The sequence below is a fragment of the Neoalteromonas facilis genome, from assembly GCF_002807665.1.
GTDB classification, from domain to species: Bacteria; Pseudomonadota; Gammaproteobacteria; order Enterobacterales; family Alteromonadaceae; genus Alteromonas_E; species Alteromonas_E facilis.
This window is the reverse complement of the sequence record NZ_PEAY01000001.1, coordinates 413,709-440,133: the sequence shown is the minus strand read 5'-3', so window position 1 is coordinate 440,133 and position 26,425 is coordinate 413,709. Positions and strand designations below refer to the sequence as shown.

At 43.1% G+C, this 26,425-nt stretch carries 23 protein-coding genes; 15 read left to right on the top strand and 8 right to left on the bottom strand.

The genetic code is table 11. From position 1 onward, the window contains the following. Positions 1-83: 83 nt before the first annotated feature. Positions 84-1,604 carry a cryptochrome/deoxyribodipyrimidine photo-lyase family protein gene (locus CSH93_RS01995; protein WP_100641433.1) on the bottom strand — a complete coding sequence of 507 codons (1,521 nt, stop codon included), beginning with the start codon at positions 1,602-1,604 and terminating at the stop codon, positions 84-86. Further along, a complete protein-coding gene (locus tag CSH93_RS01990) occupies positions 1,601-2,899 on the bottom strand; it encodes a DASH family cryptochrome (protein WP_100641431.1) in 1,299 nt (432 codons plus the stop codon). The genes CSH93_RS01995 and CSH93_RS01990 overlap by 4 nt, the downstream gene beginning before the upstream one ends. 113 nt (positions 2,900-3,012) lie before the next feature. On the opposite strand from CSH93_RS01990, the gene CSH93_RS01985 reads away from it, so the two are divergent. The 10 genes from CSH93_RS01985 to CSH93_RS01940 all read left to right on the top strand — a co-directional run bounded on the left by CSH93_RS01985 (position 3,013) and on the right by CSH93_RS01940 (position 13,937). Next, positions 3,013-4,440 (top strand): cryptochrome/photolyase family protein, encoded by a 1,428-nt coding sequence (locus tag CSH93_RS01985; RefSeq protein WP_100641429.1) that lies wholly within the window; start codon positions 3,013-3,015, stop codon positions 4,438-4,440. 2 nt (positions 4,441-4,442) lie between these two features. After that, complete coding sequence (locus CSH93_RS01980; protein WP_100641427.1) at positions 4,443-5,981, top strand: cryptochrome/photolyase family protein; 1,539 nt, start codon at positions 4,443-4,445, stop codon at positions 5,979-5,981. Next, entirely contained in the window at positions 5,968-6,114 is a 147-nt protein-coding gene (locus CSH93_RS01975; protein ID WP_100641425.1) for a DUF2256 domain-containing protein, read from the top strand. The genes CSH93_RS01980 and CSH93_RS01975 overlap by 14 nt, the downstream gene beginning before the upstream one ends. A 69-nt stretch (positions 6,115-6,183) precedes the next feature. Then, positions 6,184-6,516, top strand: coding sequence for a zinc ribbon domain-containing protein YjdM (locus CSH93_RS01970; RefSeq protein WP_100641423.1), 333 nt, complete (start codon positions 6,184-6,186; stop codon positions 6,514-6,516). 131 nt (positions 6,517-6,647) lie between these two features. Then, entirely contained in the window at positions 6,648-7,304 is a 657-nt protein-coding gene (locus tag CSH93_RS01965) for a GntR family transcriptional regulator (RefSeq protein WP_420807233.1), read from the top strand. Between the two features lie 9 nt (positions 7,305-7,313). Next, positions 7,314-8,192: a methylisocitrate lyase gene (prpB, locus tag CSH93_RS01960; protein ID WP_100641420.1), complete on the top strand. Its 879-nt coding sequence runs from the start codon at positions 7,314-7,316 to the stop codon at positions 8,190-8,192. Positions 8,193-8,226: 34 nt separating this feature from the next. Then, positions 8,227-9,351 carry a bifunctional 2-methylcitrate synthase/citrate synthase gene (gene prpC, locus CSH93_RS01955; protein ID WP_100641418.1) on the top strand — a complete coding sequence of 375 codons (1,125 nt, stop codon included), beginning with the start codon at positions 8,227-8,229 and terminating at the stop codon, positions 9,349-9,351. A 6-nt stretch (positions 9,352-9,357) separates the two neighbouring features. After that, positions 9,358-11,958: a Fe/S-dependent 2-methylisocitrate dehydratase AcnD gene (gene acnD, locus CSH93_RS01950; RefSeq protein WP_100641416.1), complete on the top strand. Its 2,601-nt coding sequence runs from the start codon at positions 9,358-9,360 to the stop codon at positions 11,956-11,958. Continuing rightward, positions 11,958-13,145, top strand: a complete 1,188-nt coding sequence (gene prpF / locus CSH93_RS01945; RefSeq protein WP_100641414.1) for a 2-methylaconitate cis-trans isomerase PrpF — start codon at positions 11,958-11,960, stop codon at positions 13,143-13,145. Before acnD ends, prpF begins: the two co-directional genes overlap by 1 nt. A 324-nt stretch (positions 13,146-13,469) precedes the next feature. Further along, the gene (locus CSH93_RS01940) at positions 13,470-13,937 is read left to right on the top strand and encodes an Lrp/AsnC family transcriptional regulator (protein ID WP_164078271.1); all 468 of its coding nucleotides are present in this window, start codon (positions 13,470-13,472) and stop codon (positions 13,935-13,937) included. 165 nt (positions 13,938-14,102) lie between these two features. Here CSH93_RS01940 and CSH93_RS01935 read toward each other — a convergent pair whose 3' ends face one another. Next, complete coding sequence (locus CSH93_RS01935; RefSeq protein ID WP_100641412.1) at positions 14,103-15,551, bottom strand: methyl-accepting chemotaxis domain-containing protein; 1,449 nt, start codon at positions 15,549-15,551, stop codon at positions 14,103-14,105. A 225-nt stretch (positions 15,552-15,776) separates the two neighbouring features. On the opposite strand from CSH93_RS01935, the gene CSH93_RS01930 reads away from it, so the two are divergent. After that, positions 15,777-16,724: an alpha/beta fold hydrolase gene (locus CSH93_RS01930; protein WP_100641410.1), complete on the top strand. Its 948-nt coding sequence runs from the start codon at positions 15,777-15,779 to the stop codon at positions 16,722-16,724. On the opposite strand, the gene CSH93_RS01925 is transcribed toward CSH93_RS01930, so the two are convergent. The 3 genes from CSH93_RS01925 to CSH93_RS01915 all read right to left on the bottom strand — a co-directional run bounded on the left by CSH93_RS01925 (position 16,721) and on the right by CSH93_RS01915 (position 19,858). Next, positions 16,721-17,680: an alpha/beta fold hydrolase gene (locus tag CSH93_RS01925; protein ID WP_100641408.1), complete on the bottom strand. Its 960-nt coding sequence runs from the start codon at positions 17,678-17,680 to the stop codon at positions 16,721-16,723. The genes CSH93_RS01930 and CSH93_RS01925 overlap by 4 nt on opposite strands. 28 nt (positions 17,681-17,708) lie before the next feature. Then, positions 17,709-18,848: an acyl-CoA dehydrogenase family protein gene (locus CSH93_RS01920; protein WP_240615464.1), complete on the bottom strand. Its 1,140-nt coding sequence runs from the start codon at positions 18,846-18,848 to the stop codon at positions 17,709-17,711. 311 nt (positions 18,849-19,159) lie between these two features. Further along, a complete protein-coding gene (locus tag CSH93_RS01915; protein WP_100641404.1) occupies positions 19,160-19,858 on the bottom strand; it encodes a TMEM175 family protein in 699 nt (232 codons plus the stop codon). A 252-nt stretch (positions 19,859-20,110) separates the two neighbouring features. Between CSH93_RS01915 and CSH93_RS01910 the strand changes: the two genes are divergently transcribed. The 4 genes from CSH93_RS01910 (at position 20,111) to CSH93_RS01895 (ending at position 23,151) form a co-directional block, all read left to right on the top strand. Continuing rightward, positions 20,111-21,037 (top strand): tetratricopeptide repeat protein, encoded by a 927-nt coding sequence (locus CSH93_RS01910; protein WP_100641402.1) that lies wholly within the window; start codon positions 20,111-20,113, stop codon positions 21,035-21,037. 107 nt (positions 21,038-21,144) lie between these two features. Beyond that, positions 21,145-21,867, top strand: a complete 723-nt coding sequence (locus tag CSH93_RS01905; protein ID WP_100641400.1) for a hypothetical protein — start codon at positions 21,145-21,147, stop codon at positions 21,865-21,867. A gap of 325 nt (positions 21,868-22,192) precedes the next feature. Next, a complete protein-coding gene (locus tag CSH93_RS01900; protein WP_100641398.1) occupies positions 22,193-22,492 on the top strand; it encodes a hypothetical protein in 300 nt (99 codons plus the stop codon). 56 nt (positions 22,493-22,548) lie between these two features. Further along, positions 22,549-23,151: a CBS domain-containing protein gene (locus CSH93_RS01895; protein WP_100641396.1), complete on the top strand. Its 603-nt coding sequence runs from the start codon at positions 22,549-22,551 to the stop codon at positions 23,149-23,151. 37 nt (positions 23,152-23,188) lie between these two features. On the opposite strand, the gene CSH93_RS01890 is transcribed toward CSH93_RS01895, so the two are convergent. Together CSH93_RS01890 and CSH93_RS01885 are read right to left on the bottom strand one after the other, a co-directional pair. Continuing rightward, a complete protein-coding gene (locus CSH93_RS01890; RefSeq protein ID WP_100641394.1) occupies positions 23,189-25,744 on the bottom strand; it encodes a sensor domain-containing protein in 2,556 nt (851 codons plus the stop codon). Between the two features lie 163 nt (positions 25,745-25,907). Further along, positions 25,908-26,327, bottom strand: coding sequence for a response regulator (locus CSH93_RS01885; RefSeq protein ID WP_124748923.1), 420 nt, complete (start codon positions 26,325-26,327; stop codon positions 25,908-25,910). Positions 26,328-26,425 lie beyond the last annotated feature (98 nt).

Here is a 26,425-nt window from a genome sequence, read left to right as displayed (position 1 = left end):
ATGCACATGAGGCGAAATCCGAAGAGCCAAAAATCGACAGCAAAGCGGTTCTTACACAAACTGAAGTGAAAAAAGCGTCGTAATTAACGCGCTTGTAATGAGCCAGGATTAGTGTGTCGCCACAATATCCTTTCAGCCTCATGTTTAACATCATCGCGTTCTCGGTAAGCCCACAGTCGCTCGCGAGCTTGATTTGACGCTTTTTCAACGTCGATAATGGGCGTTGGGTAATCTTTATTCAGTTCGATATTGAACATCGCTTGTTCCATCGGGGACAACAGCCATGGCGTATGAATAATAGGGTGTGGCAGGTTAGATAATTCAGGTAACCAACGACGAATAAACTCCCCATGAGGATCGTGCTCAATCGATTGCTTTATCGGGTTATACAGGCGAATAGTATTGGTTCCCGTTACCCCAGCTTGCATTTGAATTTGTGGGTAGTGAATGCCAGGTTCAAAATCGAGAAATTGTCGCGCTAGAAAATGAACGCCGGATCGCCAATCTATATTGAGGTGATGGGTTAGAAAGCTAACAACCATGGCCCGCATACGAAAATTTAAATAGCCGGTCGCTACAACTGCTCTCATGCAGGCATCTATCAGCGGAAGTCCCGTCTTTCCACTTTCCCACGCATTTAAAAGTTGTTCACTACATGCGTAGGGGTAATGTATATATGCACCATTCACGGGTTCATGTTCCATGCGGCATTCACTTTCGAACTTTTGCATAAAATGACTTCGCCATTGTATTCGGGATAAAAAAGCCCGTTTAACCCCTTTCCATTCGCTCGATAGTTGTTGTGCAATCGTGTATTGGTGGACCTGCCGGCTACTGATATTCCCCCATGCGAGATAGGGGGATAATCGAGAACATGCAATGCGAGCTAAAGCGGGTTTAGAAATGTGTTTTTGGTAATGCTGACCTCGACCTTTAAAAAAGTCTTTTAGTGCTTGCCATGCTCGTTTCTCACCCCCAGGCTGAAAATGAGGGGCGGGCACATCAGCACGGTCCATAAACGATGTCTGGTTGGTTTGAGTGATATTTATCACGCGGGTGTGGCCGTATTGTGTGTAGGGCAAATCAAGCGGTGTGTTTATGGTCTGTAGTTGTGTAAGCTCGGGATCTGCAACGGGGGCTTTTACAAATTCATGATAGCCTTCGAGCCAGGATATTCTATTGTTCAGCCCTCGAACAATGCCTGCGTCAGGAAATTCAATCCAGTTTACTTTATGTTGCTCGCACCAATGTGTTACCGCACGATCGCGCGCGAACGTTTTACTTATACCAATTTCTTCATGGCTTACAATTGAACTAATAGGAGAAATCGCGTTTATGCTATTCAATACCGGTATAGCTTCACCGATATAAACCTCAATAGAGGAGCCGTACGAAGCGAGTTGCTGATTAAGATCATTGATGGATTCAAATACAAAGCGCCAATGGCGAATGTCATAATGATTATCTTCAATCAAGCTGGGCTCAAGAATATAAATCAGTCGACACGGCGATGCCGTTGAACAGGCATACGCCAAGGCTTGATGATCGCGCAAGCGTAGATCACGCTTAAACCAAAGAAGTGTTGAAGTTGTCTGTTCTGTCATAGCCATCGTGCGCGAAATGAGCCATCCTCATCGTATTGCTGGGTTTGTTTGGCTAGATTGAATTGTCTGTGGCCTCTTGGATCACTACCTACACCCGCTAAGTACTGCCAGTTTCCCCAATTGCTCGCGACATCATAGTCAATCAATTGTTGTTCAAAATAAGCCGCGCCATAGCGCCAATCTAGTCCTAATTCGTGAACAAAACAGCTGGCCACCAACTGACGACCACGATTGGACATAAAGCCGGTTTGATTTAACTGGCGCATGCATGCATCAACTATTTCATAACGGGTTTCACCATGACACCAACGGGTAAACGATTCTTGGTCAAATTGGGTTTGGGGTTCGCGTTGTTGTATTCCGGAAAACGTAAACAGTTGCTTGTTATGTTTGTATGCCTGCCAGTGGAAGAAATCGCGCCATAACAATTCGAAATACAACCAATACGTTGAGTCGTTAGCACAAACTTCCGTTTCATAACGTTTTATAGCATCGTAGACCTGCCTTACGCTTATGCATCCCAGTGCTAACCACGCTGATAATTTAGACGAAAAAGACCACCCCTCTAAGCCGTTTCTCGTTTGCTTGTATTGTTGAATATGATGAGATTGAACAAGATAGTAGTTTAATTGTTTTTTAGCTGCTGCAGAGCCACCTCTTAGGCGGGCATCGAACGACTTTTGCTGGATCTGTTTTAGTTCGAAGCTCGTATTTACTGAATCAAATACAGCGCTATTGATTTGGATCTGAGGCGGGAGTTCAAAAGATTCTGCTTTAGGCGGGAGAGGCGAAATAGCTTTTTCAATTTTTTTACGAAATGGAGAGAAAACATTTGGCATGTCTTCCAAATCAAACGGTAATTGCTGCTCGCTAAAAAGGCATTCGGCATTGGTGTCACAATATTCAATACCAAGATTATCGACGAGTTGTTGTATTCGTTGCTGTTGCTCTAGTTCATAGCTACCACAGTGTTTAGCCATGCCGATGATGCGCGGTTTTACAGCGTCTATCATAGACCCAATACATTTGTCGAAATCGCCCTTTATGACCAGCAATTCATGCCCATGCTTTTGTAGTGAGTGGTGCAGGTCGTCCAGCGACTCAAGTAAAAAACGGTAACGATGCTCGCCCATACGTTTGCTTTGATAATGGGTCGGCTGAAACCAGCAGTCTTCAATCACATAAACACATAACAACGCCTCACACTGCGCTGAGACATATTCTAAACAGGGGTTATCGTCTAAGCGCAGATCATGACGAAAAATATACAGACCATTGGATTGAATGTCGTTCATCGCATACTTAGTAGTCAATCAGTTCGAGATTAATAGTTTTATTCCGTTTAAATGGATCGAAATGACGGGAAAATAAGTAAGAATAGATGTTTTAATGTAATCAAGGACTCGTCATGTCAGCAGGCAAAACAATTGTCTGGTTTCGCCAAGATCTTCGCCTTAACGATAATCCTGCATTGATTTGGGCAGTAGAGCAGGGTCACATCATTCCTGTGTATATTGTTGATAACGTTACTCCAGATAGAGTGGAGTTGGGTGGAGCATCACAATGGTGGTTACATCATTCGTTAGTGGCATTGAATAAAAGTTTAGATAAACGTCTTCATATCTATGTGGGCGATCCACAGAAGATTTTACTGTCCTTGATCCAAGAGACTGGCGCTAAGGCTGTCGTATGGAATCGTTGCTATCAACCCTGGCAACGAAGCCGAGATGAGACTATTAAATCTGAAATTAAGTCTACGGGAATAGAAGTTCATAGCTTTAATGGTTCTTTGTTGTGGGAGCCGATGAAGATCACCAAGCAAGATGGCGGTGTATATAAAGTCTTTACACCCTATTACAGGAAAGGCTGCCTAAATGCGACTGCGCCACGTTATCCAACTTCAAGGCCTGACAACATGCGGTACGCAAGCTCACCAGCAGGCAGCACATCAATTGATGATTTAGCGCTATTACCCAGTATTAAATGGGATGAGGCTTTCTATGCCCATTGGACACCCGGCGAGAAAGGGGCCGCAGAGAAATTACAGTCGTTTATCGCTAACGCAGCGTTATCCTATAAGTCAGACCGCGATATTCCATCAGTTGTTGGTACATCCAAACTATCAACGCATTTGCGCTTTGGGGAAATTTCACCCAACCAGATTTGGTATGCATTGCTCGATCAATTCGGTGGAGCCGATAATGAACACATTGATACTTATTTGTCTGAATTGGGTTGGCGCGAGTTTAGTTACTACCTGCTGTATCACTGGCCTAGTATTCCGACAGAAAACTTTAATGACAAATTTAATCGTTTCCCATGGAATAACAATGATGCTGATCTAAAAGCTTGGCAAAAGGGGCTAACCGGTATTCCTTTTGTTGATGCTGGCATGCGCGAACTATGGCAAACCGGTTATATGCATAATCGAGTACGCATGGTTGTAGGTTCGTTTTTAGTAAAGAATTTGTTAGTCGATTGGCGCAAAGGCGAGCGCTGGTTTTGGGACTGTCTACTCGATGCAGATTTAGCAAGTAATTCTGCAAGCTGGCAGTGGGTTGCCGGTTCTGGAGCTGATGCTGCGCCGTATTTCAGAATATTCAACCCTGTGCTACAAGGCGAAAAGTTCGATAAACATGGCGAGTATGTCAAAACCTACTGCCCAGAATTGTCGAAGCTACCTGCAAAATACATTCATAAACCCTGGGAAGCACCCAGTGAGGTTTTACGTGCAGCGGGTATTGTGCTGGGTAAGGATTATCCGAAACCCATCGTTGATCTTAAGGCATCACGGCAAAAAGCACTACAAGCCTATGACGTAGTAAAAGCAGGATAAATATGGGGGCACTTAGACTGATTTTGGGTGACCAGCTGTCTCGTGATATGAGCAGCTTGGACAATGTCGACGTCGCAAACGACCATGTCTTAATTGCCGAGGTTCGATCTGAAGCAAGCTATGTAAAGCATCATAAGCAGAAAATAGCCTTCTTGTTTTCGGCAATGCGGCATTTTGCGGCTTCGCTTCAAGAAGAAGGTCTGCGTGTTACCTATATCGATTATGAGCATCCAGAGAATCAAGGCAGTTTAAAAGACCAAACTAAGTGGATGCTAGAGCGCTATAACTTAAATAAAGTAATTGTTGCGCAGCCCGCCGAGTATCGCTTACTTGAAGACATGAAAACATGGCAGTCTGATTGGGATATAGGTGTCGAAATCACAGAAGACAATCGCTTTTTGATGCCACAGTCCTTTTTTGCAAACTGGGCTGAGGGTCGGAAAGAGCTGCGTATGGAGTACTTCTATCGAGAAGTTCGCAAAAGAACAGGATACCTGATGGAGCAGGGTAAACCTGTTGGCGGAAAATGGAATTATGACCATCAAAATCGTGAAGCGATGCCGCAGCATATGCAAGTTCCGAAGCGCACGTTACATCAATCAGACCGCGTAACGGCAGAAGTGCTAACACTGGTCGAGAAACACTTCTCTGATCACTTCGGTTCGCTTGATAATTTCGCATTTGCGGTTACGCGTGACCAAGCATTAGATGTCTTGAATGCCTTTATTGCTGAGCGCTTGCCCGATTTCGGACGCTATCAAGACGCGATGGTGTCAGGTGAGCCTTGGATGTTTCATTCGCACATTAGTTTTTACCTAAATTGTGGCATGCTAAACGTTAATGAAGTCGTCGATGCTGCCATTCAGGCCTATTACGCAGGTCAGGCGCCACTGAATAGTGTGGAAGGGTTCGTGCGTCAGGTCATAGGATGGCGAGAATACATTCGAGGATTCTATTGGCACTTCATGCCGGAGCTGGCTGACCGCAATCAGCTTGAAGCCTACAGAAAACTACCTTCGTTCTTTTGGACAGCTGACACTGACATGAATTGTTTGCATCAATGCATCAGTGAAACGCGTGATAATGCCTATGCTCATCACATTCAGCGATTGATGGTAATCGGTAACTTCGCATTGTTAGCGGGTATTGACCCGAAATATGTGAATGAGTGGTTCTTGATTGTTTACGCAGACGCCTATGAGTGGGTCGAAATGCCCAATGTGTCGAGCATGATTTTATATGCGGATAGTGGAAAACTCGCCAGTAAACCTTATGCAGCAAGCGGAAGTTATATTCACAAGATGTCTAATTACTGCCAGTCCTGTGCATACAATGTTAAAGAGAAAACCGGGCCACAAGCGTGTCCGTTTAATTATTTGTATTGGGATTTTGTAGCACGCAATCAAGAGCGCCTGGGTAGCAATAGGCGGATGAGCATGATTTACAGTACGCTGTCCAAAATGGACCCTAACAACGTGTCAATGATGCGTGACGACGCAGACGTGTTTTTGTGTCGATTAGAGGATGATGAAAAAGTCTGAATTACCCGAGAAAATTTGCGCAGTGTGTGAAAGACCTTTTCGCTGGCGCAAAAAGTGGGCGCGTGATTGGGACAATGTTAAGTATTGTTCAAAGCGGTGTGCGTCAAATCGTAATAAATGCATGGATAGATAAACATAAATTACAGCGGCATGAGCGTTTAGCTAATGTTACAATGCGCGTTTATGTCTATAGGAAATGTTAATGTCTGCTTTACCTCCATGCCCACAATGCCAATCTGAATATACCTATGAAGACCAGCAGTTGCTTGTCTGTCCTGAATGTGGACATGAATGGCAAGCCGGTGATAGCGCTGAGGACGTACCCACCCGAAAAGATGCAGTAGGCAATACCTTGTATGAAGGCGATACAGTTACGCTAGCTAAGGATCTTAAAGTTAAAGGTTCATCCAGTGTCATTAAGATTGGCACAAAAGCCAAAATTAACCGTATCGTCGATGGCGATCATGACATCGACTGCAAAGTTGATGGTATGGGTGCGATGATGCTTAAATCTCAATTCGTTAAGAAAGCCTAAGCGCTTTTATAAATAATTTGTCTTAAATCAACATTCTTGTCTAAATTGTCGACAATTAAGCCATAATAACTGGAAATATTTAAAATAGGCGCTATTATTGTCGACAATGTTGTTGGGCAAGAGTGATCTCCGTGCAAGTAGAACCTGCTATCACATCGTCAGATAAGCTGTTTTATCAGTTACGTCAGGACATTGTCGAAGGCGTCATATCGGCAGGCAGTAAACTCAGCGAAACTGAATTGTCGACAAACTATCAAGTAAGTCGAGCGGTTGTGCGAGAAGCGATTAATCGGTTAGCCTCTTGCAACCTTATCGAACGTAAGGCAAACATCGGCGCGCGGGTAGTAACGCTATCCATTGAGGGGCTTATTGAGCTTTACGAAGTCAGAGAATCACTTGAAGGTATGGCTGCGCGATTAGCCGCCCGAAATATGAGTGAAGCCGATATTGCTGAGTTGCACGCTTTGCTTAGTCAGCATGCGAGCAGCGTTAAAGATGGTGAGTCGTACTATCAGGAAGCGGGAGATGTTGATTTTCATTACCGTATTGTACTTGGCAGCAAAAACCAACAATTAATCCACCTTTTGATCAACGGGATCTACCATTTGGTGCGCATGTATCGCGTGCAACTTGGTATGGCTGGTCCTCGTGTATCTACAGCGTTCAACGAACACCAACAAATCGTTAATGCAATCAATCACCGAGATGAAGAACTGGCAGAAATGCTAATGCGACGCCATATTCTTTACTCACGCAATAATATTGAATCTAAATTAAAGCAATCATAAGAGGCAATCATGACTCCAGGTAAACGCTTTCGCGAAGCGCTCGCTCAAAATAACCCCCTTCAAATTGTAGGTACGATAAATGCGTATGCAGCCATGATGGCTGAGCAAATTGGCCACAAAGCGATTTACTTATCTGGAGGAGGCGTTGCCAACGCATCTTATGGTTTACCTGACTTGGGTATGACATCGCTGAACGATGTGTTAGTGGATGTTCAGCGCATCACTGCTGCATGTGATCTTCCGTTACTGGTTGATATCGATACCGGTTGGGGCGGGGCGTTTAATATTGCGAAAACCGTTAAGGATATGCAAAAAGCTGGCGCTGCAGCTGTGCACATGGAAGATCAGGTGGCACAAAAGCGTTGTGGACACCGTCCCAACAAAGCCATTGTGTCAACGGAAGAAATGGTCGATCGCATTAAAGCAGCCGTAGACGCTCGTACGGACCCTGATTTTTTCATCATGGCAAGAACTGATGCATTTGCACAAGAGGGCTTAGAAGCCGCTATAGCGCGTGCAAAGGCCTATGTTGCTGCCGGTGCTGACGGTATCTTTGCTGAAGCTATTCAGACAGAAGAACATTATCGCGCGTTTTCTGAAGCGTTGGACGTACCAATCTTGGCTAATATTACTGAATTTGGCAAAACTGAATTATGGAATGCAAAAGAGTTGGGTGAGTGGGGCGCCGCGATGGTGCTGTACCCATTAAGCGCATTCAGAGCCATGAATAAAGCGGCTGAAACCGTTTACGAAGCAATCCTACGAGACGGTGACCAAAAAGCCGTGGTAGACATGATGCAAACGCGCATGAAATTGTATGACTATTTGGGCTACCACGATTACGAGCAAAAGCTCGATGCCCTGTTTGCTGAATCGAATAAAAATTAATTTTACTGAACGAACCTAATTGGAGAATAAACGAATGGCTAAAGTGTTAAGTGGCGCAGGACTTAGAGGTCAAGTTGCTGGGAAAACCGCATTATCGACAGTAGGTAAGTCAGGATCGGGATTAACATACCGCGGATATGACGTTAAAGACTTGGCAGAGAACTGTCAGTTTGAAGAAGTGGCTCATTTGATCCTTAAGGGGCATCTGCCAACGCAACAAGAATTAAATGATTATAAAGCTACATTGAAAAGCTTACGTGGTTTACCGCAAGCGTTGAAAGATGTACTAGAACGCATTCCCGCCGATGCACATCCTATGGACGTCTTACGTACCGGTTGTTCAATGCTGGGAAATTTAGAAATGGAAGAAAGCTTTGAACAGCAGCAACACGTTACAGATCGCATGCTGGCGTGTTTCCCAAGTATCATTTGTTACTGGTACCGTTTTTCACACGATGGCGTCCGCATTGATGTTGAAACTGATGATGATTCCATTGGTGGTCACTTCTTACACCTGTTACACGGCGAAAAGCCTAAGTCACTGCACGAGCAGGTTATGCATGTGTCGTTGATCTTGTATGCAGAGCACGAATTTAACGCATCAACCTTTACTGCGCGTGTATGTGCATCAACGTTGTCTGATATGCACTCGTGTGTAACCGGAGCGATAGGCTCTTTGCGTGGTCCACTGCACGGTGGTGCAAACGAAGCGGCAATGGAAATGATCGAGCGATTCACCTCACCTGAAAATGCTGAAGAAGAAATGATGGGCATGCTGGAACGCAAAGAGAAAATCATGGGCTTTGGTCACGCGATCTACTCGGAAAGCGATCCACGTAACGAAATTATTAAATTGTGGTCTGAAAAATTAGCCGCTGATGTTGGCGATACGGTGCTATATCCAGTATCTGTGCGTTGTGAAGAAGTTATGTGGCGTGAAAAGAAATTGTTCTGTAATGCTGATTTCTTCCACGCATCTGCCTATAACTTCATGGGCATTCCGACGAAGTTATTTACGCCTATTTTCGTTATGTCTCGCCTTACAGGCTGGGCTGCGCACGTCATGGAGCAACGCGCAGACAACCGTATTATTCGTCCTTCAGCTGAATATACCGGTGAAGACCTACGTCCGGTTGTTCCTATTGCACAACGCGGGTAAGCCAGTATGAATCACGACTATAGAAAACCATTACCGGGAGCGGGAATCGATTTTTTCGATACCCGCGAAGCCGTAAATGCTATTGAAGCCGGTGCTTATGAGAAACTCCCCTATACATCACGTGTATTGGCTGAAAACCTCGTTCGTCGGTGCTCGCCCGAGACCTTAACGGCCTCGTTAAAGCAAATCATCGAACGTAAGCGTGATCTGGACTTTCCTTGGTATCCCGCGCGTGTGGTTTGTCATGATATTTTAGGGCAGACGGCATTAGTTGACTTAGCGGGTTTACGAGATGCTATAGCGGCTAAAGGTGGCGATCCGGCAAAAGTTAACCCTGTTGTACCAACACAACTTGTGGTTGATCACTCGTTGGCAGTGGAACATGCTGGCTATGAAAAGGATGCGTTTGAAAAGAACCGTGCGATTGAAGATCGCCGTAATGAAGATCGTTTTCACTTTATTAACTGGACCAAAACAGCATTTAAAAACATTGACGTGATCCCACAGGGTAACGGGATCTTGCACCAAATTAACCTAGAGCGTATGTCACCTGTGATCCAACAACGCGACGGTGTTGCTTTCCCTGACACGCTTGTTGGCACTGACAGCCATACCCCAATGGTTGATGCGCTAGGCGTTATTGCGTTGGGTGTTGGTGGCCTAGAAGCTGAAAGTGTTATGCTAGGCCGAGCATCTTATATGCGCTTGCCTGATATTGTAGGTGTTGAATTAACCGGCAAACCAAACCCTGGTATTACTGCAACCGATATCGTTTTAGCCTTAACGGAATTCTTGCGCCAAGCGAAGGTCGTTTCGACTTATCTAGAATTCTTTGGTGAAGGCACGAAGCACTTAACCCTAGGTGATCGCGCCACCATTTCCAATATGACGCCTGAATACGGTGCCAGTGCGGCAATGTTCTACATTGACCAACACACCATTGACTACTTGCGTCTAACGGGACGTGAAGATGCACAAGTGGCGCTTGTTGAGCAATACGCAAAACACACAGGTCTTTGGGCAGATGATTTAGTCGCGGCTGAATATGAGCGCGTATTAACGTTTGATTTATCGTCTGTGGTGCGCAATATCGCTGGCCCCTCGAATCCGCATAGCCGCGTATCGACAGCAGATTTAAAAGTAAAAGGTATTTCAGCACCTGTGCCTCCTCACGCACAAGATGAGATGCCAGATGGCGCAACGATTATTGCTGCGATCACTAGCTGTACCAATACCAGTAACCCTCGTAACATGATTGCGGCAGGATTGATCGCTCGCAATGCAAATGCCAAAGGGTTGGCGCGTAAACCATGGGTTAAAACCTCATTGGCACCTGGTTCAAAAGCCGTGCAGCTGTATTTGGAAGAAGCTGCCTTGTTACCTGAGTTGGAAAAATTGGGCTTTGGTATTGTCGCGTTTGCTTGTACCTCGTGTAATGGTATGAGTGGTGCGCTGCGTCCTGAAATCGTTGATGAAATTAAGCGACGTGATCTATATGCAACAGCTGTTTTGTCGGGCAACCGAAACTTCGATGGCCGTATTCACCCTTATGCCAAGCAAGCGTTCTTAGCGTCTCCGCCATTAGTCGTGGCGTACGCTATCGCGGGAACAATTCGTTTTGATATTGAGAAAGACGTTTTGGGACTAGACAAGGATGGTAACGAAGTCAGATTGGCTGATATCTGGCCGAGTGATGAAGAAATTGATGCGGTTATCGCGCAAAGCGTTAAGCCTGAACAATTCAGAAAAGTCTACAACCCTATGTTTGATCTCAGTGTCGACTATGGTGAAGACAACGACCCGTTATACGCATGGCGTCCTCAGAGTACCTACATTCGCAGACCACCGTATTGGGAAGGCGCACTAGCCGGTGAGCGCAGTCTATCGAAATTACGTCCCTTGGCCGTACTTGGTGACAACATAACGACTGACCACTTGTCGCCATCTAATGCCATTATGGCTGACAGCGCGGCGGGTGAGTACTTGGCGAAAATGGGCCTGCCTGAAGAAGACTTTAATAGCTACGCAACGCACCGTGGAGACCATTTAACGGCACAACGTGCGACCTTTGCGAATCCGCGTTTACGTAACGAAATGGTACTGGACGAACAAGGCAAGGTTAAAGAAGGTTCACTTGCGCGTGTTGAACCTGAAGGTACCGTTATGCGCATGTGGGAAGCGATCGAGACCTATATGGAGCGTAAACAACCGTTGATCATCATCGCCGGCGCTGATTATGGTCAGGGATCGTCACGTGATTGGGCTGCCAAGGGCGTTAGATTAGCTGGCGTTGAAGTTATTGTTGCTGAAGGATTTGAACGTATTCACCGTACTAATTTGATTGGTATGGGGGTTTTACCACTAGAGTTCCTGCCAGGCACAGACCGAAACACGTTAGCGATTGATGGAACTGAAACTTTCGATGTTTCGGGTGATATTGCGCCAGGGGCAATTTTAACCTTAACCATTAACCGTACGAATGGCGACACCGTTACAACGGATGTCAAATGTCGTTTGGATACAGCCGAAGAAGTCTCTATTTACGATGCGGGCGGTGTATTACAGCGTTTTGCTAAAGACTTCCTTGCAGCTGGTGAGGCGAACTGATGAGTGCGCATAAACCACAGATCCGGATCCCTGCTACGTACATGCGTGGCGGTACCAGCAAAGGTGTGTTTTTCAGTGTCGATGACTTACCTGAATATGCCCAAACCGCTGGCTCATTGAGAGATGCTTTATTGCTACGCGTGATTGGAAGCCCGGATCCTTACGGGAAACATACAGATGGCATGGGCGGAGCGACATCGAGTACCAGTAAAACGGTACTATTGAGTAAAAGTACCACGACTGACCATGATGTAGATTACCTATTTGGACAGGTTTCAATCGACAAAGCATTTGTTGATTGGAGTGGGAACTGTGGGAATTTAACCGCTGCGGTAGGTGCTTTTGCGATAGAAAAAGGTCTGGTTAAAGACCCGTTGCTGACGCAAAAAGGCTCCGGTACCGTTACGGTTAAGATTTGGCAGGTCAATATACAAAAGACCATCATCGCGCACATTCCTGTCACCAACGGTGAAGTGCAAGAAACCGGCGATTTTGAACTTGATGGAGTTACATTCCCGGCAGCTGAAGTGGTCGTTGAGTTCCTTGATCCGGGGGACGGCGAGGGCGCTTTATTTCCTACGGGTAATGTTGTTGATACGCTTTCGTCATCCGTTTTCGGTGACATTCAAGCCACCATGATCAACGCAGGGATCCCGACCATTTTTGTTAATGCTGAATCATTAGGCTATGACGGCACTGAGCTTCAGCCGGTGATCAACGAAAGCCCTGAAGCGTTAACAAAGCTTGAAACTCTAAGAGCCGAGGGTGCTTTAGCGATGGGGTTAATTAACGATCTCTCTGAAGCTCAAGCGCGCCAACACACGCCTAAACTGGCATTTGTAGCACATTCTAAAGGCTACACCTCATCAAGCGGTAAAATTGTTGACGAAAACGATATTGATGTTTTGGTGCGGGCACTATCAATGGGTAAATTGCATCACGCGATGATGGGTACGGCTGCTGTTGCCATTGGAACCGCTGCAGCAATACCGGGTACTTTAGTGAACCTTGCAGCTGGCGGAGTAGAGCGCGAAAGTGTGACATTTGGTCACCCGTCGGGCACGCTTAAAGTAGGTGCCGCAGCAGAAAATGTAAATGGGCAGTGGCAGGTAAAAAAAGCCATTATGAGCCGCAGCGCCCGCGTTCTCATGGAAGGGAATGTTCGGATCCCAGATCCGAGAAGCTAAATAATAGTACAGCTGGGGCATTGTGTCCCAGCGCTTTTCATTTATCGTTCGCTCTCAATTTCTCTCAAAATCGCACTAACACTTCTTTCAGGCATTAAATAAGTCTCATTTGACGGGTTTAAATGCACAAAAACATTCAGCGTTTGGTTTTGATGCTAATTGCCCTTTATTGCCAATAGAGTGCTTACAACACTAATGGTTTGCGCCTTATATTGCGTCTGAGTATTCATTCATCGAGTATAATTGACTGATGTCGATTGCGCTGCAATTGTGTTAATCTGTTAGCTAAACTATTCTGCTTAATGCGCATATTGAGAGTAAATTATGCTGGCAATTGATGCTATAGATAAAAAGATTTTACAAATTCTCCAAAGAGACGCCAATTTGTCTACTGCAGAAATCGCTGAGTCTATCGGATTAACCACGACGCCTTGTTGGCGCCGTATTCAACGACTTCAGGAATTGGGTGTGATCGATAAGAAAGTGACGTTGTTAAACCCTGAAAAATTAAATCTCGGGTTAACCGTATTTGTTCATATCAAGACATCTCATCATGATCCTAAATGGTTAAAGCAATTCGCTAATCACACCACATCGTTTGAAGAAGTTGTTGAAATATACCGATTGAGTGGAGAGTACGATTACATGTTGAAGGTGTTAGTTGCAGACATGAAAGGCTATGACCATTTTTATAAGCGCTTTATCAGTGGGATCCAGCTTAGTGACGTCACGTCTAGTTTTGCCATGGAGCGGATCAAAGATAGCACCCAATTACCACTAAACATGATTTAGTCCTCGGGCCGGATCATTCCTCGTTCCAGCGTTCTTTTATCTTTAAAATGTCAGTTAATGACTAAACGAATAAGTCGACAAGAGTAAGATCAAATGTCGTGCCGGTGTTGGGGCAATTAGACTCCGAATTCAGCTATCTTTTTACGCAGAGAAACGCCAAAGTCCTTAGTAGGCTTTGCTCCATAAATTTTGGTTCTTTTTCAATGAAAAGTAATCATGCGGTAGCCAACAGGGTGGGATTAGATTTTCGATATGTTCTTCATTAAACTCGTGTTTAAGCTTTTCTAGGATTTTAATTAGTTTTTCTTTGTCGACTTTAGCCAGTTTCTTGCGCGCTTTTGGGAAAAACAAGTTCACGCCACGCTTAATTGTCATGTTAGGGCCTGACGCTATGTAGGTTAGGTTACGCGTTACCACTCTGCAGGACGGTTCAAAGGGGTCATCAGGCTTAAGGCTCGATACAATTGCGTATTCGTAACGATCGAGTTCTTCTCCTTGGTCACTAAGCGGTATGTAGGTAATGCCATAGCCTTGCGGGAAGTGCCCAACCAATCTGGTGAAGTATTTAGCAACGACTTTATTGATACTGCCTTTTTCAGCTAGTTGCTCAATCAAAATACATCCCTTGGGCAGTTCAGCTGCACGATAATCACGTTTTGTTGATAGCACAACAGAGGCATAAATTTGCGGAATCTTTATTATTTCACCCAGCCCATGCTGAGGTTTGACAATATCTCGGAGAATTAATTTGATGAAAGAGAGTGCATTGGTCTGTTCTTTCATAAACACATCTCTTTCTTCTCGACTATTTCCGATATATTTACGCATCCCTAAGCCATTTTCGATGTAGTCAAGAGTATGCTGATAAGTGAGCTTGAGCATTTCTTTGCGATCTTCAGGATCTAGCACTCGATAGGGATCCAGTTTCTTATCAGAACCCTTCAAAATTTTCTGAGCATCGGGATGTTGCATGCCAATATCTTGGAACATCGCAGCGAACATAATAGGATAAATAACCGTAGATAACTGAACATCTTGCTCGTCATCTTTGAAACGTTTCTCGCTGTCATAGTGTTTAACCAGGTATTGATTTTTGACGCTTTGCTCATTCATCAATTCATCAAGTAGTCTTACACTCAAAACAGCTTTATATGCAGGTTTTAATCTTTGATGGACCTCAGGAAGTCGCTTTCCCTCCATTGGTGACAACAAAAGTACTGTACCGAGAAACTTAGCACTTTTATCTAGTGTCTCTTCGGCGTCTTTTCCTTCACTAAGAGACAAAATCTCGTCACAAACAGCGATGACTTTTTCTAAACGTGCTTGGCGCTCTTCCTCTTGTGTACTTGTTTCATTTTTTAATGATTGCTCAATATTCTGTAATTCAGTACTGATTGTTTCAGCTGCTTTCTTACCTGAATTTGCGAGCTCATTATTCTTTTCAGCGTAACGTGCTTTGATGGTAGTAAGCTTATTCTTTTGAAAAGCAGCAGTTTCGAAATAAAGAGCAGCATCTTGCACTAAGCTATCCATTTGCTCAGACGAGTTTTCAATCTTATTAATCAATTCCATTACAGCACGGGTGTAACCAGATTCGTGTTGAACTTTCGCCATAAGAATTAAAACTCACTCCTCAGTATGAACAACCTATTAAAGCAAATAATATAGGTACGTTTGAATGGCATTTTCTGCCATATTTCAATAATTTGTAAAAGACGATACGCTTAAATTGTGCTGATTACCAGAATGAAACGTATACCTTTAGATAGTAATTTATAGTTGCTTTTACGTTTATAGAGTGGGTTAAGCATAGTCTAGTATTCTTTGAGGAGTGGTGTTTTGGGTCTTTTAAAAGTGTTTTTATGGGTACTTGCCTCATTAATAGTCGTAATTGTAAGTTTTATTCATTTTAATAAAGTATCTGATATCCCCGTTGAAACACTAAAAGAACAATGGATGACCAAAGGCTCGGCTTTTATTGATGTCGACGGTTTTCCTATTCATGTTCAGGAACTCGGTCCTGATAATGACAAAACACCTATCATATTGTTGCACGGTACCGGGGCTTCACTGCACACATGGTCGGGGTGGGTAGAGGAATTATCAACGCAACGGCGAGTTATTGCTTTTGACTTACCCGCATTCGGGTTGACAGGCCCAGAACCCAATAGCAACTATACGATTGAGCGTTATGTAGACCTATTGATAGGCCTTATGGACAAGCTCAACATAGAAAGGGCAATCATTGCTGGGAATTCACTGGGTGGCTATATTGCGTGGGCGAGTGCGGTTCTATCACCAGAGCGAGTCGAAAAATTAATATTAGTCGATGCTTCGGGTTACCCTTACGAGTCAGCATCCGTGCCCATTGCATTTAAACTGAGCCAAAACCCGTTGGCAAAAACACTTTTACATAATTTTTTGCCACGTTTTATTGTGCGCAACAGTATTGAGAACGTATACGGTGATCCCTCGTTGGTGAATGAGGCTTTGGTCGATCGCTACTATCAATTAACACGCAGACAAGGGAATAGGGCTGCGTTGAAAGAAAGGTTTATTCAGACTAAACCTGGCCCGTTAGTCAAGAGTATCGGCACTATCAACGTGCCGACACTCATATTATGGGGCGCTAAAGACCAGTTAATTCCGCAAAAATTTGCGCAAAAATTTAACCAAGATATAGCCAACAGTACACTAGTTGTTTTTGAAAATTTAGGGCATGTGCCTCAGGAGGAAGCGCCTGATGTCACACTCCAGCCCGTGCTGGAATTTTTAGCAAACCATTAGTCCTTGTCAGGCTTGTTTATCGTTTTGGCTTGAATATCGTCGATCAACTCTATGCACTCATCAACTGTTGTAATTGGCAGCATGTGACCTCGATTTTCCAAGATTCTGATGTCAGCATTGGGCAAAGCTTGTTTGATTGCCGATGTGTGTTCGCTGCATGAAAGTACGCGATCACCGTCACCGTACAACACACCGACGGGGCAGGTGATCTTATCGTAATATTTCATTTGTTGTTTTAAGCTTCTCTGAGCCGAAGCTAAATCACCACTTGCCGCTAGAAAAGCGGTTGAAAGCATCGACAGCGCACCGCCATATCGATACCCAAAATCAGGAGTAGGGGGCTCAGGTTTAAATATAATATTGACCTGTTTGCGCCCAATTTTCCGATTGATAAGCGGTGAAAATCCTCTTGCAACGACATAGCGCAATTTAGGACTACGAAAATACCAACGCGCAAACAATGATGGTTTTATATTCAAAGGTGCAGTCAGCGGTGCAATGAGTGCAAGACCTTTGACTTTTTCTGGCGCTTGGATCGCGATGTTCAGTGATATGGCGCCGCCCATTGAATGACCAACAAATAAAGCGCTATCAATATGTTGTTTATTCATCCATTCAATCAGCATTTTAGCCTGATTGTCGAAGCTGGCGTCAGTGCTGAGTCGTCTAGATGAATGCCCACTACCAGGGCGGTCTAGACAGTACACCTTGTAATGTTGCGCTAATCGCTTTTCCATGGCTGAGAAGTTATGCATGTTGCCCGCTAACCCATGGACAAGAATTACGGTTGGCCCTTCACCGCTAACTGTCCAATGAACAGAACCACCAGATACCCGCGTTACTTCACCACTGGAAGGGTAGGAACGTTTAAGTGACCGATCCCACAGTCGAGTAAGCAATAAACTTACAATCAGTATTAGGGCCAATATTGCTATAAATGAATAAAGCCAAATCATTATCAAATAAACGCTCTTGTTGTTTGGTTTAACGGCCTAAAATGCCACGCGCCACAACTTCCTTCATGATCTCTGAACTACCCGCATAAATGGTTTGCACCCTTGCGTCGCGGTAGAAGCGAGATATCGGATATTCTTCGGTATAGCCATAACCACCGAATAATTGCAGACACTCATTCACCATTCGTAATTGCATTTCTGTTGCCGCTAATTTTAACATCGCCGCGTCAGTCACCGTCATTTTATCTTGCTTGTATTTTTCGGTATGTTTTTCGAACATAGCCCGGCAAAGCTCTAATTCAGTTTGACACTCAGCTAGTTTAAAGCGGGTATTTTGGAATTGACCGATTGATTGACCAAACGCCTTGCGTTGAGTTACGTAATCAATAGTAAGCTCTAACGCTCCTTGTGCATGACCAATCGCTTGTATTGCACAACCTAATCTTTCTCTAGGTAACTCCTGCATTAAATATGCGAAGCCTTTACCCTCTTCGCCAAGCAATGCGTCAGCTGGCACACGAAGGTTTTCGAAAAACAGTTCTGCGGTATCACTGCTGTGTTGTCCTATCTTTTTAATCGGTTTCCCAGTATTGAACCCGGGTAATGACGTGTCGACTAAAAACAACGAGATGCCTTTCGCCCCGGCTTTCGCGTCTGTTTTAGCACAAACAATAATCATGTCTGCCATATTGCCGTTTGTGATAAAAGTTTTTGACCCATTAATGACGTACTCATCACCATCTTTTTCTGCAGTTGTGCGCATATTGGCTACGTCACTGCCGGCACCTGGCTCTGTCATAGCCAAAGCTGTTAATACGTCCCCCGTGACCATTGGCGGTAACCATTTTTCTTTTTGCGCGTCAGTGCCAATGTTTAGGATGTACGGGGCGACTATATTTGCATGAATATTGTATCCAGTAGCCAGCGCGTGCAGTCCAAGGCGGCACATTTCTTCTTGGATCATCTGGGCGACGTCGAAGCTTGCTCCCGCTGAACCGTATTTTTCTGGCATATCAACCAATAATAGTCCTGCTTCACCGAGGGTATTCCAAACGTCTCTAGGGGTATGGTGGTTTTCTTCCCACTCTTCATAATGGGGGATGATTTCTTGTTCCAAAAAACGCAACACCATGTCACGAAACAATTGTAATTCTTCAATATCGCTCATGTGCATCAACTCCAGATCGAATGAAATTGTATTAGTGTAGACTCACTATAATACTGCGCATCGAAATAGTGCATTATTCTTCTTTTTAATACTTTTCAATCAATAACAGAAATCTGTGCAATCCGGAGATTTGATAAACAAACTTAGGTTCAGATATTTGCAGCATTATTACAGGTTCAGCATTCAGCCTCACACATGCCAAGAAAGTAGGGGGCAACAATCATTTTAACGATTACATGATTACGCCAATAAGGCAATAAGGCAATAACGTAACTTAATAGGTCTAGTTCAACTTAGTAAATGTTTTAAGATCATACTGGATTCCTCTTTTTCCGTATTGCTCCGTGTATCCATAGGAGCGGAAAGAGTAAGAAAAAGGCGTAACCCGCGTATCCCACTTTGTGTATCGGGAGAAGTGTCGCTAATGCGAAAGATGCTCCCGACACGCAAGCAACAATGGTCCATGCTTGAACCTCACCGTAGATAGAAAATCGTTCATAACTACTCAATGCTTTGTCGTAATGAGCCCTCAACGCGTGCACATACAAAGCAATAAAATTGATGCCGAGAAGCAGAAACCCAACAGCAAAGAATTGAAAAGTGAAACGTACCTCTGATGAGGAGGAGTAGCTCAATTCATGTGGTAAATACCCGCCACTTAGAACAGAAAAGAGTCCCTGCATCATAGCTCTGAGAGGGTATATGTATACTAGAACAACAAAAACAAGAAAGGCACTTAACACTATGGCCGCTGTATCTTCAAGGCCATATCGTCGGCACCAATTTGCATGGCTAGCCCATATCCACACTACGACTGAAAAACTGGCAGCAAAACTAGGAATGAGCTTAGCTGCATAGATAAATTCATCGAATGAAGTGGGAACATTATCAACTGATATAACGAGCATTGTGACTGCAAAGGCAAGTGCCGCGGCAACGAATGTTTCGAGCCGATCCATTGTTTGACCGCGATAGATAGCTTCTGCGTTTCCTCGTTGTTTGGTTTGCATAATGAAACTTTAAAGATGAAAAATTAAAGTGTAGCTGATTTTAGGTTTAAATTGCTTTCTAGTGCATGGATCTGATTTGACCTAGTTTACAAGGTTGATTACAGAACATTTATCCAAAACGGTTCTAGCATAGGAGTACAGCGCAGAAGCAAGCATTATTTATTAACCCCCAAAAATAGTGACTTATGGCACTACCTAGCACTCCCGACGGAAAACATAATCAGGAAACGTCAAAATTAGTGGTGGTATGAAATGATGAAAATAACGTTGGGAATATGTTTTGCCTGCTTTTTAAGTAATAGCGTAGATGCAGGCGTTTTAGAATCATTGGACACTGAGTTGGTCCGTGCTAGAGAGGCTATCGATGAAGATCTTGATAGCGCTGAAAACATAATTACAAAATTGCTAAAAAGTAAGCCAGACCACCCGGAAGTTAACTTTTTGTGCGGCCGCATTATGGGCAAGCAAGCGGAAGAATCGGTTATCTGGGCGCTTAGTTATGCGTCTAAATCATTATCATGCCTAAAAACAGCGGTGAAACTAAGCCCACATGATATTCGTTATCGATTAGGGCTTATGCATTACTATATTGGCGCCCCCAGCATTGTTGGCGGAAGTGAGAAGTTAGGGCTAGAGCAAATAAGTGAAATAAGTAAATTAGATCCAATAGCGGGCGCTAAAGCGCAAGTCAGTTTTTTATCCGCATTATCCCGTGATGATGAATTAAGTAAAAGGTTAAACAAATTTCGCAGTGACTATAGCGATGTACCTGATTTTCATTATCGTCATGGTTTGCTATTGCAGAAACATCAACAGTACGAGAACGCATATCAGGCATTTAAGCAAGCTGTTGACACTTATAAAACAAGTGCATTTGTCCAAGGTAAAGTACCGAACAATAATCAGAATGAATCCGTAACTTACTTAAATGCTTTGTACCAAATAGGGCGAAACGCTGTTTTTTCAAAAAAATATTTAGAGGAGGGGACAGTCGCACTAACATTATTTATCCAACTTCAAAACATTTCTTCAAATGAAATCCCACCCATTGAATGGGCATATTTTCGGTTAGCACAACTCTACAAATTATCCAGTCTTGAGTACAAAACTGAAATTTACTTAAATAAAGCTAAAACTACGGATGACCCAGAATTAATAGCCGTACTGCAATCGTTTTAACATTGATGACCTTATCCATAGTGCAAAGGTTCACGTTATTTTACCATGGCTTCACCGTTATTTTATTAGGCTCAACATATACATCTATTTAACGAGTGCTTTTATCTATGAGCAAAATCAACGGTTTACTACTGTTACTAATGCCTTTGATGTTATCAGAGACCTTTGCTTCTGAATTGCGACCGAAAAATATCAATTCATACAAGGCGCTGGTAATTGAAGCTTTAGAGCGGATAGAAGCATCTATGCATGATGAATGGGAATTTAAGGTAAAACGAGAATCTATAGAGGATGGAATACCAGAAAGTTCAATTGAGCTATATTCACCAAATCTCTCATATGAAGAACGCTGGAAGCTTTTAAGAGTTAACGACGCTAAACCAACAAAGAAACAACAGCAATCGTTTCAAAAGCGAATGGGAAAGTACTTGCAGCAAAACAATGGAGTGCAAAATAATCTAGGACTCAATATCTTTGAAGTCGTCAATATAGACACGTTAACCTTGACCTCAAAAACAACAGCGTTAGCTAGTTTTTCATTTGAGGTTAACTACCCAGGTTTTGCAAAAGAAGCAAATCGGGCACTTATTGGAACGCTTTTTTACGACATTAACCGTCAATATGTATCTTTTATCGAAATAAAGAATAGACAAGATTTTTCTCCAGCATTCTCAGTAAGCGTTTCTTATCTTTATGTAAGGTTTGATTTCGCGCTGTTAGATGATGCGATTGTTAACAAAGAAAACTATTTGGAAATTGTTGGAAAAGTTGCATTCATTAGTCGATTTGAAGAAATCTCTAGAGATAAATACTACGGGTATAAAAAATAGGAATTCAGGTTAGAGTTTTCTAATTGAGCTGAAGCTATAGGTGTAAAATGCCGATAAGCTCAGGTGAATTATTAGCGTCGCCGTGGAAGGTTCTAATAACGAACCTAGGCGTGTATATCACACGGGCTTAACGTATCCTCTGTAGCATAACCACCCAATACACAATTGCGCATAATGTATATTATGTTAAATAAGGTATTCGCATAACGCTGTACAAGTCATTAAACGCAAATCTTAATGCATTGGTAACAATCCCCTGTCTTTTTCAAACTTTCACTGACTATTATTGTCTTAAGTTTATAGCGAGGTTAATGCAGTCTTCTTTATGTTACGTATCTTGTTTGTCACATTACTGTTAGCATGTGTAAGTACATCATCCGTTGCTTATAACAGCGCATTTGATGCACTTGCTGACAATGGTAATGGCGCAAAGGCTTTCGTTATAGTCGACGGCTCTGACCTTGAGCCTGAAGTATTAGACTCTGATCCTGACACTCATCCTATTACGTTATTCGCACTGGAAGGATTTCCGCAGTCTTACAGTGTTATTCCTTTAATTGAAAACGCATGGGTGCTTCCCATTGCGAAAACGAACAATATACGAGCTCCGCCACAATTTTCCTAAACCAAAGTCGTTGTTGTTTACATGAACAACATTAAGCCACTTATGAGGAAAATATTATGTCTCAGTTTAAAATCACAAAATGTAGTGAAGTTACTGGTTTTTGTTGGCCAGAAGATAAAACGTATTTAACCCTACGCTCACCTGCGAAAGCGTTACTAACCGACTTCGATATTCAACGACCACTGGTCATAGATGCCAATACAAAGGCCGTTGAAGCAGCCTATGTAATGAAGAAGGCCCATGTTCGATTGAGATTTGTAGTCGATAGACAACTGCAGTTTGCGGGAATTATTGACGGTGCAGATTTGAGCCAGCAAAACATTATTCAGCGTGTCGCCGATGGGTATGACCGACATGAATTAAAGGTCTCAGATTTTATGCGTAAAAAGTCTGAACTGTTGTCGATTACGTTTGGAGAATTGCAGCGTTCATCAATCAATAGGTTGCTTGGCAGCTTTAAAACGCATGAAGACCCTTTTATTTTAGTGACGACAGATGATCATAAAAAAATAAAAGGGATCGTAACCTTACACGACCTGTCACGTCACTTTCATCTACCAGACGGTATGGCAGAGCCCTCTACATTTAGAGGATGGTTAGAGCATTTAACTGGCCTAGAGGATAGACAAAACAATCAAGAACAAAAGATTTCAGCGTAACGTTGACCAATAAAAAGGAGCTCATTGAGCTCCTTTTTTATTCACTTTTTAGTTTAGCTAACGCCTCAAACCAGGCTTGTTCTTCCAGTGGTTTAGACAACAAATACCCCTGCACTGCGTGGCAATTTTTACTCTGTAGATAGTCATATTGGACTTCGGTTTCCACCCCTTCTGCAACTGTGGATACATTCAAGACTGCTGCCATATCGATAATCAAATTAACGATGCTTGTAGAGGTCTTTTTATCCTCATCAATCATATCGATAAACTGCTTGTCAATCTTAAGCTCATCGATAGGCAAACTTTTGAGGTAAGCCAGACTTGAATAACCAGTACCAAAATCATCAATAGAAAAATAAAAGCCTTGTGCTTTCAACTCTGTCATCATAGTGGTTACTGCATCAATGTTAGTGATTAAAGCCGTTTCTGTTAACTCTAATATCAGACTACTGGGCTCAATATTCCATTTGTAAAGGGTTTTAATCAAAGACGATTTAAATTCGGCATATAATAAATGCTTGCCACTAATATTTACGGCGATCTTTGTTTCAATTCCCTTATTCTTAGCTTCCGATATAAGTCGGCAGGCTTCGTTGATAACCCACTCTCCGATATAAATAATGGCATTAGACTCTTCAGCGAGAGGAATGAATTCCATAGGACTGACAAAACCATACTCTTTTGATTGCCAACGTATAAGCGCTTCTGAACAATTAAACGTTGTTCGCGAGGTGAATTGTGGCTGCATTACTAAGCGCAGTTCGCCAGACTCCGTTAGTTTTTCCAACGCACTTCTTAAACCGGTCGTCCGTTGGTATTCAATCAAATTATCGCCAGACAGTAAAAAACTCCCTTTCGGTGACAGCAATTTGGCTTTGCGTTTAGAGTACTCAAGATAGCTAACGAGTGTTTCTACAGAAGCGTTTCTCGCAGATACAATGATGCTGGCAATACTCACAGTAACTGAAATCAACCCAGACAAATGTTGTATTTGGATACCCGATTGACTATGCAGTAAGTCTTCTATGGTTTGAACATGGGTCTGCAGGGATTCTTCATTCTCACTACTTCGCACTGACAGCACGACGAAGGAATCCTCGCCAGTTTTATATACATGGAAATCAGAACTGTTCAATTTAGATAAGGTTTCGGCTATTGCTTTTATCGCTTTATTTCCAGCCTGCATACCAAAGCGTTGGTTTATACTGTTTAGCTTGTCTATATCAACGATCGTGGCAAACACGTAATGATCTTTGATCGATGCGACAGATAATAAACTTTTAACCTCACGTTCAAACCAAGAGCGATTTTTTAGACCCGAGGTTGGATCTGTAAATGCCATTTTATAGATCGCATCTTGCGCTTTAATGCGTTCGCTGATATCGCGAATAACCCCTATATATTGGCACTTTCCCTGGAAATAAAACTCCGTCAGAGATAACTCCATTTGGAAGATACTTTGGTCTTTGCGTTTAGCCGGTAATTGGCGCCCCACCCCAATGATTTTACTGTCACCTGAATCTAAATACTTTCTGATATAAGTTTGATGTTCGGATGCATAGGGTTCAGGCATTAACACTGAAACATTTTTTCCGATAAGCTCTTCGCTAGCGTACTGGAATACATCACTTGCTGAATTATTAACGACTTGAATGATGCCCTTGGTATCTGAGATAACAACAGCGTCTTTAAAACTGTTTAGAATATTATTGAGATAGCTAACACGATCGATCTCTATGTCGATGCGTTCTTTTTCTACGGTTATATCTTCAATTGCGCCAAATACTCTTACCACGTTACCTTCGCTATCAAAGCTGGCTCGCCCTGTGGTTTTAATCCATTTAGGTGTTTCGTTAGCGTCAATGATTTGGAGTGTCAACTCATAGCCAGTGCCATCGCGCAATAAGGTTTCAAAGGCTTCGGTTATTAGCGGAATGTCTGAGGGCTGATAATAGGCTATTGCAACATCAGGTGTTATCACCGTATTCAGCGGAATTGAGTGTATATAGTAAACCTGCTTCGACCAAAACAAAGATTGTTTTACGACATCAAACTCCCAGGCACCAACGTTGGATATCTCACAAATTTCTTCTAATAATAGAGTTTGGTTTTCCAGTCTTTCAGCCCGGTATTCTGCGTCAAAAAGTAAGTTAATATTGGTCGCAAAAAGTTCGAATAAATATTCGAATCGCTCTATAACCTGAATCGGCTCCTTAAACAGACCTACGATTAGACCTATCGGGATCCCATTGACCAATATGGGATAACCTACATACCCCTCAAACGCCATATCAATGAGCATTTTATCGTTGGGATATGCTTTAGTGACATTGTTCGTATGCACACAAGGCGTGCCTGATAATACATCCTCACATGGACTTTCTGACAGAGAGTAATTGAAGTTTTTGATAATTGAATTGTTTGAAGTGGCGCACAATGTAGATGCGATACTCGAATCATTGTTAACCGCTGCAACAAACAGTAAATCGGCCCTAGCGGTATGGTTCAGACCTAACAATAGCTGCGAAAAATAGGCCTTATTCCGCGCAACAAAATCTTTAAATACATCCTGTAAATTCACCTTAGTATCCATGCGTACTACGTATTCCTTTTTTTCATAAAACACAGACCTCTGCTTCTTTGTATGGCGCGTCTGTTAAATATGACTCTACAAAGCCTGTTGTCTGCACTGTTATCTAAACTCACTTATGTGACGAATTAATAAAATCGTCGATGACGATTTATTCCACATTAAATCACCGCGAGAACAACATCGCTTGGTTTTCGTCTTGATTCGAAAGCTTATGTAATAAATCAAACGCTAATTTAAGTTTTACGTGCGAAGCCACTCTATGTCTCAAAGTACTCGCTTCAAATGGTTTTGTGACAAAGTCTGAGCACTGTGCTTCCCAAAATTGTTGTTCCAATTGACGGTCGTTCGTGCCGGTAATAATAATAATTGGCAGGACACGCTGAGAGAATTGTCTGCGAATACTTTTACACAACTGTAAACCTGTAGCGTCAGGCAAATGGTGGTCAAGAAGCACAAGATCGAAGGATTTTGTTTTTAATAGTGAAATCGCTTCTTTAGCCGTGGCTGCCGATTCACACGACCCTCTTTCTGCCAGCATGGTTTCATACATAGCTGTCATTACTGGGCAATCTTCAATAATCAAGATCTTTGCATTGCTAGATTGCGTTTCTATAAGCGACTCTAAAGATTTATCAATAGCATCATGTGACTCTTTATTGTTCGCCTCATTGTCTGGATCTT